Origin of the sequence: Massilia pinisoli (assembly GCF_024753285.1) — a bacterium.
Taxonomy (GTDB): domain Bacteria; phylum Pseudomonadota; class Gammaproteobacteria; order Burkholderiales; family Burkholderiaceae_D; genus Telluria; species Telluria pinisoli.
The window spans coordinates 18,237-30,720 of the sequence record NZ_JANUGW010000029.1 but is presented as its reverse complement, the minus strand read 5'-3'; the positions used below and the strand labels follow the sequence as shown (position 1 = coordinate 30,720).

At 71.2% G+C, this 12,484-nt stretch carries 9 protein-coding genes; 3 read left to right on the top strand and 6 right to left on the bottom strand.

The genetic code is table 11. The annotated features are described in order from the left end of the window. Positions 1–15 precede the first annotated feature (15 nt). Positions 16–2,490, top strand: a complete 2,475-nt coding sequence (locus tag NX784_RS26385) for a heavy metal translocating P-type ATPase (protein ID WP_258819650.1) — start codon at positions 16–18, stop codon at positions 2,488–2,490. On the opposite strand, the gene NX784_RS26380 is transcribed toward NX784_RS26385, so the two are convergent. The 5 genes from NX784_RS26380 to NX784_RS26360 all read right to left on the bottom strand — a co-directional run bounded on the left by NX784_RS26380 (position 2,491) and on the right by NX784_RS26360 (position 8,271). Next, a complete protein-coding gene (locus NX784_RS26380; protein ID WP_258819649.1) occupies positions 2,491–4,569 on the bottom strand; it encodes a TonB-dependent receptor in 2,079 nt (692 codons plus the stop codon). 103 nt (positions 4,570–4,672) lie between these two features. Then, on the bottom strand, positions 4,673–6,043 hold the full coding sequence (locus NX784_RS26375) for a multicopper oxidase family protein (RefSeq protein ID WP_258819648.1): 1,371 nt from the start codon (positions 6,041–6,043) through the stop codon (positions 4,673–4,675). Beyond that, a complete protein-coding gene (locus tag NX784_RS26370; RefSeq protein WP_258819647.1) occupies positions 6,040–7,449 on the bottom strand; it encodes a TolC family protein in 1,410 nt (469 codons plus the stop codon). Before NX784_RS26370 ends, NX784_RS26375 begins: the two co-directional genes overlap by 4 nt. Next, positions 7,449–7,847 (bottom strand): hypothetical protein, encoded by a 399-nt coding sequence (locus NX784_RS26365; protein ID WP_258819646.1) that lies wholly within the window; start codon positions 7,845–7,847, stop codon positions 7,449–7,451. Before NX784_RS26365 ends, NX784_RS26370 begins: the two co-directional genes overlap by 1 nt. A 64-nt stretch (positions 7,848–7,911) precedes the next feature. Further along, complete coding sequence (locus tag NX784_RS26360) at positions 7,912–8,271, bottom strand: hypothetical protein (RefSeq protein WP_258819645.1); 360 nt, start codon at positions 8,269–8,271, stop codon at positions 7,912–7,914. Positions 8,272–8,397: 126 nt separating this feature from the next. Here NX784_RS26360 and NX784_RS26355 point away from each other — a divergent pair, with 126 nt between their 5' ends. Next, on the top strand, positions 8,398–8,733 hold the full coding sequence (locus NX784_RS26355; RefSeq protein ID WP_258819644.1) for a hypothetical protein: 336 nt from the start codon (positions 8,398–8,400) through the stop codon (positions 8,731–8,733). A gap of 13 nt (positions 8,734–8,746) precedes the next feature. Here NX784_RS26355 and NX784_RS26350 read toward each other — a convergent pair whose 3' ends face one another. Next, positions 8,747–9,712, bottom strand: coding sequence for a cation diffusion facilitator family transporter (locus tag NX784_RS26350; protein ID WP_258819643.1), 966 nt, complete (start codon positions 9,710–9,712; stop codon positions 8,747–8,749). A gap of 76 nt (positions 9,713–9,788) precedes the next feature. On the opposite strand from NX784_RS26350, the gene NX784_RS26345 reads away from it, so the two are divergent. After that, positions 9,789–12,479, top strand: coding sequence for a bifunctional acetate--CoA ligase family protein/GNAT family N-acetyltransferase (locus NX784_RS26345; protein WP_258819642.1), 2,691 nt, complete (start codon positions 9,789–9,791; stop codon positions 12,477–12,479). The last annotated feature ends 5 nt before the right edge of the window (positions 12,480–12,484 follow it).

The window sequence follows — 12,484 nt, the reverse complement described above, 5'->3', positions numbered from 1 at the left end:
ATCACAGGAGGAACCATGGACATCGACATCGGGGGCATGACCTGCGCGTCCTGCGTCGCGCGCGTCGAAAAGGCGATCAAGGCCGTGCCGGGCGTGGTCGACGCGAGCGTCAACCTGGCCACGGAACGGGCTGCGGTGAAAGGGCGCGATCTCGACCTGCGGGCCATCGTCGTCGCCGTCGAGCAGGCCGGCTACGAAGCGAGGCCGGCGGGCGCGGGCAAGCGCGAGCCCGCCGATGCGCGCGCGCTGCCGGACTGGTGGCCCGTCGCGGCGGCCGCGGTGCTGAGTCTTCCTCTCGTCGCGCCGATGGTGTTGCGCGTGTTCGGCGTCGAATGGATGCTGCCCGGCTGGCTGCAGCTGGCGTTGGCGACACCCGTCCAGTTCTGGCTCGGCGCCCGGTTTTATCGGGCCGGCTGGAAGGCTGCGCGCGCCGGCGCCGGCAATATGGACCTGCTCGTGGCGATCGGCACGTCGGCCGCGTACTTCCTGTCGCTGTATCAGTTACTGCGCGCGGAGGGCGGCCACGCGATGCCGCACCTGTATTTCGAATCGGCGGCCTTCGTCATCACGCTCGTCCTGCTCGGCAAGTGGCTGGAAGGGCGCGCGCGCCACCAGACCGTCGCGGCGATCCGCGCGCTGGAGGCGCTGCGCCCGTCGACCGCCATCGTGCGCCGCAACGGCCGCGACGAGACGGTTCCCCTCGACGCGCTGCGCGCCGGCGACCTGATGGTCGTGCGGCCGGGCGAACGCGTGCCGGCCGACGGGCGCATCGTGGAAGGCGCGAGCCACCTGGACGAAGCGCTGCTGACGGGCGAAAGCCTGCCCGTCGCGAAAGGCACCGGCGACCGGGTGACGGGCGGCGCCGTCAACGGCGAGGGCCTGCTGCTGGCCGAGGCCACGGCCGTCGGCGCGGACAGCATGCTCGCGCGGATCATCCGCATGGTCGAGGATGCGCAAGCCGCGAAGGCGCCCATCCAGCGCCTCGTCGACAAGGTCAGCGCCGTGTTCGTGCCGGTCGTGCTGGTGATCTCGCTCGTCACCCTGCTGGCGTGGGGTTTCATCACCGGCGACTGGCAGGCAGCCTTGCTGAACGCCGTCGCCGTGCAGGTGATCGCGTGCCCGTGCGCGCTGGGCCTCGCCACGCCGACGAGCATCATGGTCGGCACCGGTGCGGCCGCGCGCCACGGCATCCTCATCAAGGACGCGGAAGCGCTGGAGACGGCGCACGCGCTCGACATGGTCGTCTTCGACAAGACGGGCACGCTGACGGAAGGCCGGCCGCGCGTCGTCGCGCTGGAAGGCGCCGACCTGGCCAACGTGCTGGCGCTGGCCGCGGCCGTGCAGCAGGGCAGCGCGCACCCGCTGGCGCGGGCCGTCGCGGAACTGGCGGCGGCGCGCGGCATCGCGGCGCCGGCGGCCGTCGACGCCGCCGCGCTGCCGGGCCGCGGCGTGCGCGCCCGAGTGGGCGACGACGTCGTCTATGTCGGCAACCGGCGCCTTGTCGACGAAATCGGTGGTGGTGTCGTGCTGCCTGCTGCGCTGCTCGCGGCGGCCGAGCGCCACGAGGCGGACGGTCGCACGGTGTCGTGGCTCGTGCGCGTGCGTGGCGGCGAGACCGTCGTGGAAGGCGTACTTGCGTTCGGCGACCGCGCGAAGGCGACGAGCGCCGCCGCCATCGCCCGCCTGCGCGCGCTCGGCGTGGACAGCATGATGCTCAGCGGCGATAACGAAGGCAGTGCCCGCGCGGTCGCCCAGGCGGTGGGCCTGGACCGCTGGGTCGCGCACGTGCAGCCGCAGGACAAGGCCGACGTCGTGCGCGGGCTGATGAAGGAGGGACGCCAGGTCGGCATGGTCGGCGACGGCATCAACGACGCCCCCGCGCTGGCCGCCGCCCACGTCGGGATCGCGATGGCGGGCGGCACGGACGTCGCGCTGCACACGGCCGGCATCACGCTGATGCGCGGCGATCCGCTGCTCGTGGCGGACGCCATCGACATCTCGGACCGCACGTGGCGCAAGATCCGCCAGAACCTCGCGTGGGCATTCGTCTACAACGTCGTCGGCATTCCCGTCGCGGCGCTGGGCCTGTTGAACCCCGTGCTGGCGGGGGCGGCGATGGCGCTCAGTTCCGTCAGTGTCGTGACCAATGCGCTGCTGCTGCGGCGCTGGCGGCCCGCGCCCCGTCCTGCCGTCGACACGGCGGCCGATCCGCTGCCGGATGCGCCGCTGTTCACCACCCATTCAACCAACGGGGCCGCACCGGTCCCGGCACAAGGAGCACATACGATGTATGAATTGACCGTCGAAGACATGAGCTGCGGCCACTGCGTGGGCCGCGTCACGAAGTCCGTGCAGGCGCTCGACCAGGATGCAAAGGTCGAGGTCGACCTGGCGACGAAGAAGGTGAAGGTGGACAGCAAGGCGGACCTCGATGCGATCGCGCGCGCGATCGACGCGGCCGGCTATCCGGTGACGGCCAAAAGCGCCTGATCACTCGATCGTCTTGACGAATCCGACATAGATCCGCCGGGCGACGAAATGGTCGAACCCGGCGTGGTGGAACGTGCCGGTGTCCGTCCGGTACGTGCGCAGGCTGCCGTCGAACATGTCGTTGGCGTTGACGGTCAGGCTGAGCGTCCTGTCCAGCACATGCTTCCACGTCGCGTTCACGCTGCTCGTCGGGCCGTAGCGGCCGAGCGGCGTGATGCCGGCCGATTGCGCGTGCGCGTCGAGCGACAGGTCGTCGTCGCCGGCCATGTACGCGGCCCGTACGTTCGCATAGCCCGCGACACCGTGCTGGCGCACAGGGCCGGCGCCATCCGGCGTGTCGAGCACCACGCGGTACGCGCCGCAGTCGATGCCCAGGCGCAGTGCCGCCGCCGGTGTCCAGTCGAGCGAGCCCGTGATGCCTGCGGAGCGGCCTCGCCCGCCATTTTGCTTTGACGTGACGAGCACGCCGTCCGCGACGCTGCGCGCCTCGACCACCGTGTCGCGGCTCGTCCGGTAGAACAGGCCGACGTTCGCATCGACGTGCGCCACCTGGGCATGGCCGCCGATCTCCCATGACGCGAGGCGCTGCGGTCGCAAGGCCGGATTGCCGCGGCTGCGGTTCTGCGCGTCGACATACGTGGTGAACGGATTCAGGTCGCGCGGGTCGGGCATCTGCAGGCTGCCGCGGTAGGAGAGCGTCACGTCGGCGTCGTCGCCGAACGCGCGCCGCACGTGCAGGCTCGGGTTCACGGCTTGCCAGTGGTCCGCGTGCGCGGCGCCCTGGATCGCGTCGACGCGCAACGCCATGCGCTCGGCCCGTGCGCCGGCCAGGGCCTCCCAGTCGCCATGCCGGGCCTTGCCGGTCACGTACGCGGCGCGCACGGTCGTCGTCACCGTATAGGCGTTGGTGGTCGAGGGGTCGGGCGTCTCGGCACCCGTCGCGGGATCGAGCCGCGCCTCGCCATTGCCGATGTCGTCGCTCCGGTCGTGCAGGTCCAGGCCCGCGCCCCACTGGCCGCGCGGCGCCGCGCCACTCCAGTCGACGGTCGCCTGGTCGAGGCGGCGCGCCGACCGCGTGGCGCCGTGACTGTAGGCGCTCGCGCGCACGGGGTCGACGAACACGTCGCGGTACGATTTGTCCACGAGCGTGCGCGTGGCGCTGTGCTGGAAGGCCGCCTTGAGCGCCGTGCCGTCGCCCTGGCGGCTGTAGGCCAGGCTGGCGCTGTCGTCCGACTGTTCGTTGGGACCCTGGGAAATGCGGTGGTAGATCGTGTCGGTGGCGCCCGCGCGGTCTGCGACGAGCACGTCGAACAGGGGACGCGAGCGGCGTTCGTTGTGGCTGGCCGATACGCTGACGCTGTCCGCCGCACCGAGCGCGTAGTCCGCGCCAAGCGCCGCGCTGTCGACGACGCGGCGGACGAACACCCGCGACGTCTGCACCGTGCGGGCCGGGCGCCCGGACAGCGGATCGTTCCAGTCGACCTCCGAGCCGCGGATTTTCAGTGTGCCGTCGTGCCGGTAGGCGAGGCTGCCGTGCACGCTCAGCGGCCCGCGGGTCGCATCGGCCGACGCGCCCGTATTCCACAAGCCCTGGTCCGTCGCGCTGCCCCGCAACTGCGCATGCGCACCGGGTTTGCGGTTGCGCTTCAATACGATGTTCACGATCGCGCCGCCGTTGGCGTCCTGCGCCGCGGACGGATTCGTGATCACTTCGACGCTGGCGATGCCGGCGCCGCTCATCGTCTGCAGCGCGACGGCACGGTCGTCCGCGGACCCTGACAGCAAGGCCGTCGGCTTACCGTCGACGAGGACCGTGACCTGCGTGCTGCCCTTGACGGCGATCCGGCCATCGGCCGTGACGGACACCTCGGGTGTCGCCTGCAGGACGTCCTGCGCGGACCCGTTGGCCGCGCGCGGCATGGCCGAGACGTCGTAGACCGTGCGGTCAAGCTTGCGTGCGACGGCTTCTTTTTTCGCGGTGACCGTCACCGTCGGCGCGGCCGGTTCGTCGCCGTCGCCCGCGAGCGCCGCCTGTGCCGCGAGTCCGAGCACGGCCGCGCATACCTTCGTTCTCTGCATGTGATGTCCTTGGCTATCCGATGCAGAGGATTGTCGGCGACGCGCGGCCGCGTGCGTCACGGTGTGTGACCGGCGGCCGGTTGCGCGTGACGGCGCGCCGCGCTCAGTGGCCTGCGTGCCCGCCGCCGCGCTTGGCGGTGCCGATCACCTGACCCTGCGCGGGTGCGGCCGGGGCAGTCGGCGCGTCCGGCAGCGCACCCGTCCACTCGCGCGCGACCGTCCCGGCGGGGTGCTCGTACCAGCCCGGGTCGCGGTAATCGCCCCGTGCCAGGCCTTCGCGCACCTTGATGACGGTGAACATGCCGCCCATCTCGATGTCGCCGAACGGCCCGCTGCCGGCCATCATCGGCAGCGTGTTTTCCGGCAGCGGCATCTGCATGCCGCCCATCGAACCGCCCTTGTCGCCCATGACCATATAGCCGGGCACGAGGTCGTTGATGGTCTTCGCCACGCCTGCCTGGTCGACGCCGATCAGGTTCGGCACGGCATGGCTCATGGCGTTCATCGTGTGGTGCGATTTATGGCAGTGGAGCGCCCAGTCGCCGGGATTGTCCGCGACGAATTCGATGGCGCGCATCTGGCCCACGCCGATGTCGACCGTCACCTCGGGCCAGCGCGCGGCCGGCAGGAGCCAGCCGCCATCGGTGCCCGTCACTTCGAAGCGGTGGCCGTGGATGTGGAACGGGTGGTTCGTCATCGTCAGGTTGCCCATGCGGATGCGCACCCTGTCGTCCTTGCGCACGACCATCGGGTCGGTACCGGGGAAGGCGCGGCTGTTGATGGTCCACAGGTTAAAGTCCAGCATCGTGTTCACGTTCGGCGTGTAGTTGCCGGGGGCGATGTCGTACGCGTTCAGCAGGAACACGAAGTCGCGGTCGACGGCATGCTGGCGCGGGTCCTTCGGGTGCGTGACCCAGAAGCCCATCATGCCCATCGCCATCTGCGTCATCTCGTCGCTGTGCGGGTGGTACATGAAGGTGCCCGCGTGGCGCGCGACGAATTCGTAGACGAAGGTCTTGCCGGGTGCGATCGCGGGCTGCGACAGGCCCGCGACGCCGTCCATCCCGCTGGGCAGGATCTGGCCGTGCCAGTGGATCGTCGTCGCCTCCGGCAGTTTGTTCGTGACGAAGATGCGCACCCGGTCGCCCTCGACGACTTCGATCGTCGGGCCCGGGCTCTGCCCGTTATAGCCCCACAGGTTCGCTTTCATGCCGGGCGCGATCTCGCGCACGACGGGTTCGGCCACGAGGTGGAATTCCTTGACGCCGTCCTTCATGCGCCACGGCAGGCTCCAGCCATTCAATGTGACGACGGGGTTGTAGGGCCGGCCGCTCGCCGGATGCAGCGGCGGCTGCGTGGCCGGCGATGCCTGGACCGGGGCTTCCGGGATGGCGGCCGCGGCGGCCTTCGACACGAGCGAGGCGCCGACCATGGCGCCGGCCGCGCCGGTGATGAAGTTTCTGCGGTTCGTCATTCTGCGTGTTCCTTGTGCGTTACGGGGGCGGTCTGCGGGGCGATCTGCGTACCCAGGGCGGCTTCCAGTTCGGCGTGCGCGTCCCAGAACGCCTGTTGCGCCTCGATGTAGGCGGTGACCGCCTCGGCCTGCGCGCGCGCGTCAGCCAGCAAGTCCTGCGGGCTCGCGAGCATGCCGTTGTAGCGCAGCAGGACTTCGTCCCCGATCTTCTTGCGCAGCGGGATGACGGTGTCGCGGTAGTGGCGCGCGACATCGTACGCGTTGCGGTAGGCGAGATAGCGCTCGCGCGCTTCGCTGCGCGCCGTGACGGCCGCGAGCGCGACCCGGTTCACGGCCTGCATATACGTGGCCTCGGCGCGGGCGACGCGCGCGCCGCCCCAGTCGAACAGCGGCAGTTCCAGCGACAGCGTGTAGCCGTGTTCCTTCGGGCCGTCCGATTGCGACTTGTTCGCGTAGCCCGCATCGAGCACGTTGATGAAGCGTGTCGTGCGCGTGAGACCCAGGTCGGCCGCCGCGGCGGCAGCGTCTGCCCGTGCCGCCTGCACGTCCAGGCGCTGCGCCAGTGCAAGGCGTTCGACGTCCGGCAGGTTCGCCGGCGCGGCCGGCAGATCGGGCAGGTGGCCGGGCAGCGCATAGTCCGCATCCTTGCCCCACAGGCCCAGCGCGCGCGTGAGGCGTTCGCGCGCGGCCGTCGCGCGCCGTGCCGCGCGCGCGACGTCGCCCGCCGCCTGCGCATGGAAGACCTGCTCGCGCGCCAGTTCCAGCTGGTTCGTGTTGCCGACGCTGGCCATGCGGCCCGTCAGTTCGGCACCCGCGGCGCTCGCGGCCAGCACGCGGCGCGCGTAGTCGAGCGCCTGCCGGCTCGCCACCGCCTCGATCCACGCCGTGCGCGTCTCCAGCGCATGCCGTTCGATGGCGGCGCCCACCTCGCGTTTGGCCTGTTCGAAGCGACGCGTTTCCATGCGCGCGGCCAGCGGCGCCGTCAGCAGGCCGACGAGGTCGAACGTGATGCCGCGTTCGATCTCGAGGGCGCCACCGCCCGCCAGCCGCTTGAAGTCGAATGTCGGATTCGGCGGCCGCGACGCGGTGACGAGATCGGCCTGCGCGATGCCGACGTTCCAGTACGTGGCCTGCAGGCCCGGGTGGTTGACGACGGCGATGCGCACGGCCGTGTCCATGTCGAGCGGCGCGCCTTGCGCGAACACGGGCAGGCCCCGCAGCGAGGCGGCGAGGGCGCCTTCGCCGGCGCCGTCGCGCGTCAGTTGCGGCATCGCGCCGATGCGGGACTGCGTCGCGGCCGCCACGTCGCCGAAGCCGCCATCCGACGTGACGGTCGCGCAGCCGGACAGCAGCGCGAGCGCCGCGAACGCGGCGGCCGGGCCGGTGCGGAGAAGGGGGCGCCGCATTACATGCCCTCCTTGTGGTCGCAGCAGCCCGCGTCGCCCTTCATCGGCCTGCCGCTGCAGCATCCGCAGCCACCGCCTGCCATGCACTGCATGCCGTTCGTCGCCGGCGTCGCGCCCATGTCCATGCCGGCATGGTGGTCGTGGCCGCCCTGCATGGCGGGCATGGTCAGCCGCATCGGATTGCGCCCGCCGACGGTGGCGTTGGCGGCGCGCCAGGCCTCGTCGGGGCGTGCGTCCGCTTCGGGTTCGGTGTGGTAGTCGATGGCTGGCTGCGCGCGCGTGGCAGGCGCCGGTGTCTGCGGATCGGCGACGCCGCCAGATGCGGTCTGCGCGATGGCGTGCGTGCCCGCGCCGGCCAACAGCCAGGCCAGCGCACAGGTCAGGTGTACTCGTTTCATATCGTCTCGTTCGAATGCGTGAAGGACGCCGCCGCGCATGGTGCGCGGGGCGGCGGATTGCAATTCAGGCGACGAGGTGGCGGGGAGGACGTTCCGGCAGCGACAGGTCGACGCTGGGCAGGTGGCCGGCGCGGAAGGGGATGGCGACCGATGGGGGCGCGCATGCCGGCGGGACGAACCGCGCCGGCACCGGCGCGGCGGCGATGCAGCAGTCGGCGCAGGCACCGTGGTGCTTGTCGGGATGATGCTCGCCTGCGGCCTTCGCGGCACATGCGGCCGGTGCGGTGTCGTGGCAATGCTGCGGGGCTGTCATGGCGGCCGGGGCGGCCACGTGCGGCAGCATGCGTGCCGCCGCCGCCACGCCCTGGACGGGCAGGGCCAGCAACAACAACCACACGAACAGCGAGCGCAGGACGGTATTCACGCCGCGATTCTAGCATGGTGCCGCCATGCCGACGCGCCGCGCCGGACGCGCGTGGTAGCATGTCGACAACGAAGAAAGGGGCGACGCAGCATGGGCATCTTGAGGCACTTGTTTGCGAGGCGGACCATGCGCAGCCGGCGCCAGGTGGGCGAACGTGCCGCGCACGTCATCGACCGGGTGATCTTCGACATGGGCGTCGATCGCCTGGTGCAGGGCACGTTCGCGCTCGACCGGCGCTGCCGCCCGTATTTTTCCAGCGCCTGCGCAGAACCGGGCCGCGCCGACGTCGTCGTGGCGCTGGCACAGCTGGAGGAATGCGCCGCGCTGCGGGCCGCGGCCGGCTCCGACGCCGATCCGGAGGCGCTGCGGGCGCATACGGCGGCCGTCGTCGCGGGCCTGCTGCGCGAGTTCGAGGCCCGCTCGGCGCGGTTTCGCGCACTGCCCGCGGCGTCCGCGGACTAGGGCGCGGACGATGTCACCGCATCGCCGAGCGCAGCGCGCCCGATTCGAAATAGATGTGGCGGATCGGCGGATACGCGGCCGCCACCGCGTTCTCCAGCCGTTCGATCGCGGCCTCCACTTCGTCGATGCGCATGCCGCGGTTGAACCGCACGGCCGCCGTCAACAGCACCTCGTCCGGCCCCAGCTGCATGCTGAGTACCTTGCCGACGTCCTCGATCGACGGGTCGTCGCGCAGGATCTGGCACACGCGCCGCGTGGCGTCCGTGCCGATGCCTTCGCCCACGAGCAGCGCGCCCGTCTCGCGCGCGAGGGCGAACGCGGCGCCCACGAGCAGCAGGCCGATCATCACCGACGCGCCGGCGTCGAAGTAGGGGCTGTCGAACAGCCAGCCCAGCGTGATGCCCACGGCCGCGATGGCGAGGCCCAGCAATGCGGCCGTGTCTTCGATGAAGACGGTGAACACGGACGCGTCCTTGCTCGCATGGACGGTCTGCCACAGCGACGCGCCCGGCTTGCGCCGCTTGTTCAACGCGCGCCGCGACACGTTCCAGCTATAGCCTTCGAAGCACGCGGAGACGGCCAGCACGACGTAGTTCCACAGCGGGTCTTCGAACGGATCCGGGTGGCGCCAGGCGCTGATGCCGTGGTAGATCGACAGCCCGCCGCCCAGCGAGAACACGGACAGCGCGACGAGCAGCGCCCAGAAGTACAATGCCTTGCCGTAGCCGAACGGGTGGCTCTTGTCGGCGGGCTTGGCGCTGTTGCGCTCGCCGATCAGCAGCAGGAGCTCGTTGCCCGTGTCGACGGCGGAGTGGATGCCCTCGGCCAGCATGGCGGCGCTGCCCGTGATGGCGGCCACGGTGAACTTGGCGACGGCGATGCCCAGGTTGGCGAAGACGGCCGCGTAGATCACCTTGCGCGATCCGCTTTCCTCGTGGCCGCTGTCGCCGGCGTCTCGTTCGTTGTCGGTGTCCGTCATGGGCTGTCGTCGTCATTGAATGTCGAACCAAGTGTAGCCAATCCGCCGCGGGCGGCTTGCACGGCTGGGAGCGCCGATGAGCGTACGTAATCTCAAGCAACTGTTTGCGCCGGGGTCGGTGGCCCTCGTCGGCGCATCGAATCGCCCCGGCAGCGTGGGCGCGACCATGCTCCACAACCTGCGCGAAGGCGGCTTCACGGGCGCGCTGTACCCCGTGAATCCGAAGTACGAGACGCTGGACAGGTTGCAGGTCTGGGCCGACGTGGGCGATCTGCCGCAGGCGCCGGACCTCGCGATCATCTGCACGCCGCCGGCGACGATCCCCGCCATCGTGCGCCGCCTGGGCGAACTGGGGACGCGCGCCGCCATCGTGATGAGCGCCGGCGTGTCGACGGCGCGCGACCTGCGCGGCCGCAGCATCAAGCAGGCGATGCTCGATGCCGCCAACCCGTACCTGCTGCGCATCCTGGGCCCGAACAGTTCCGGCCTGCTGGCGCCCGGCATCGGGCTGAACGCGAGCATCGCCGTGGGCGGCGCGGCGCCGGGGCGGATCGCGTTCGTGTCGGAATCGGGCGCGCTGATGGCGGGCGTGCTCGATTGGGCGCGCACGCGCAACGTCGGCTTTTCCACGTTCCTCGCGCTGGGCGATTCGGCCGACGTCGACTTCGGCGACGTGCTCGACTACCTGGCCAGCGACCCCGGCACGTCCGCGATCCTCGTCCATGCGGAGAGCGTGCGCTATGCCCGCAAATTCATGTCGGCGGCGCGCGCGGCGGCCCGCAGCAAGCCCACGTTGATGCTGAAGGCGGGCCGCTCGCTCGAGGCGGCGACCGCGGGCGCCTGCCTGTCCGGCGTGCTGGCGCGGCCGGACGACGTGTACGACGCCGCGATCCGCCGCGCCGGCATGCTGCGCGTGTACACGACGGACCAGTTGTTCGCCGCGGTCGAGACCTTGGCGCGTGCGAAACCCCTGTTCGGCGAACGGCTGGCGCTGATCGGCAACGGCGCGGGGCCCGTCGTGCTCGCGGCGGACGCGCTGCAATACGGCGGCGGCCACCAGGCCGTGCTGTCCGCGGAGACGGTAGCCAGGCTGCGCCACCTCGTGCCCGAGTGGAGCGGCAGCGGCGAATTGAACCTGCGCGGCGACGCGCCGCCGGAGCGCTACCGCGACGTGATCGACGTGCTGCTGCACGACCCCGAGGCGCATGGCGTCGTGATGATCCACGCGCCGAACGCCGTCGTCGATCCGGCCGACGTGGCGCGCGCCGTGGCGCCGCTGGCGAAGGCGTCGTCGCGCAACGTGCTCGCATGCTGGCTCGGACTGCAATCCGTGGGCGAGGCGCGTGCGATCGCGTACGAGGCCGGCATGCCCGCCTACCGCACGCCGGAAGCGGCGGTGAACGGCTTCCTGCAGATCGTCCACTTCCGCCGCAACCAGCAACTGCTGATGGAAGTGCCGGCGTCGATCGGCGACGGCGAACCGGATCGCCAACGGGCGCGCACCCTCGTGCGTGCCGCGCTGGAGCGGGGCCGCCGTACGGGCCGCTACCTGCTGGACGACCCGGACACGAAGGCCATCCTGGACGCCTACGGCATCCCGACCGTGCCCACGCGCGCCGCCGCCACGCCGGACGACGCGGTGGCGATGGCGACCGACATCGGCTATCCGGTCGCGGTGAAAATCCTGTCGCCGGACGTCGTGCAAAAGTCCGACGTGGGCGGCGTCTCGCTCGACCTGGACACGCCGGAAGCCGTGCGCGCCGCGACGGAGCGGATGGCGAAGCGGCTTGCGGAACTGAAGCCGGATGCGCGCCTGGACGGCTTCATCGTGCAGGCGATGGCCCGGAATCCGGAGGCGCACGAGCTGATCGCGGGCGCCGCGCTCGACCCCGTGTTCGGGCCCGTGATCCTGTTCGGGCAGGGCGGCCTTGCCGTGGAAGCCGTGAACGACCACGCTGTCGCGCTGCCGCCGCTGAACACGGTGCTGGCGCGCGACCTGATCTCGCGCACACGCGTGGCGCGCCAGCTGGCAGGCTACCGCAACCACCCGCCCGCCGACCTGGACGCGATCGCCGCCGTGCTGGTGCAGGTGGCGCGCCTCGTGGCCGAGGTGCCGGAGATCGTGGAGCTGGACATCAATCCGCTGCTGGCCGATGGCAACGGCGCCGTCGTGCTGGACGCGCGCATGCGCGTCGCGCCGCCCGACCGCGCGGGCAATGCGCTCGACCGCCTCGCGATCCGTCCGTACCCGGTCGAGCTGGAGGAAGTGGTGCCGTGGCAGGGCGGGACGATCCTGCTGCGCCCCATCCGCCCCGAGGACGGCGCCGCGCACGTGGCGTTCTTCAACGCGCTCACGCCGGACGACGTGCGCTACCGCATGTTCGTGCGCGTGCGCGAGCTGCAGCCGGCGCAGCTGGCGCGCTTTACGCAGATCGACTACGACCGCGAGATGGCCTTCATCGCCACGCGCACCGGGCCGGACGGCCATCCGGAAACGCTGGCCGTCAGTCGCGTCGTGGCCGACCCGGATAATATGAGCGCGGAATTCGCCGTCACCGTGCGCTCCGACCTGAAGGGCAAGGGCCTCGGCGTCATGCTGATGAACAAGCTGATCGCCTATTGCCGGGCGCGCGGCACGCGCGAGATCGTCGGCGAGGCGCTGCCGCAGAACGCGCCCGTCATCGGCCTCGTCAAGAAGCTCGGGTTCACGGTGGGGCCGGTCGACGAAGACGAGGGCGTGCGCAAGTTCTGGCTGGATCTGCGGTGACGAGG

Bases quoted from the DNA above. Each gene is read 5' to 3' on its own strand.
- NX784_RS26385 (WP_258819650.1), top strand. From the start codon at position 16: ATGGACATCGACATCGGGGGCATGACCTGCGCGTCCTGCGTCGCGCGC.
- NX784_RS26380 (WP_258819649.1), bottom strand. From the start codon at position 4,569: ATGCAGAGAACGAAGGTATGCGCGGCCGTGCTCGGACTCGCGGCACAG.
- NX784_RS26375 (WP_258819648.1), bottom strand. From the start codon at position 6,043: ATGACGAACCGCAGAAACTTCATCACCGGCGCGGCCGGCGCCATGGTC.
- NX784_RS26370 (WP_258819647.1), bottom strand. From the start codon at position 7,449: ATGCGGCGCCCCCTTCTCCGCACCGGCCCGGCCGCCGCGTTCGCGGCG.
- NX784_RS26365 (WP_258819646.1), bottom strand. From the start codon at position 7,847: ATGAAACGAGTACACCTGACCTGTGCGCTGGCCTGGCTGTTGGCCGGC.
- NX784_RS26355 (WP_258819644.1), top strand. From the start codon at position 8,398: ATGCGCAGCCGGCGCCAGGTGGGCGAACGTGCCGCGCACGTCATCGAC.
- NX784_RS26350 (WP_258819643.1), bottom strand. From the start codon at position 9,712: ATGACGGACACCGACAACGAACGAGACGCCGGCGACAGCGGCCACGAG.
- NX784_RS26345 (WP_258819642.1), top strand. From the start codon at position 9,789: ATGAGCGTACGTAATCTCAAGCAACTGTTTGCGCCGGGGTCGGTGGCC.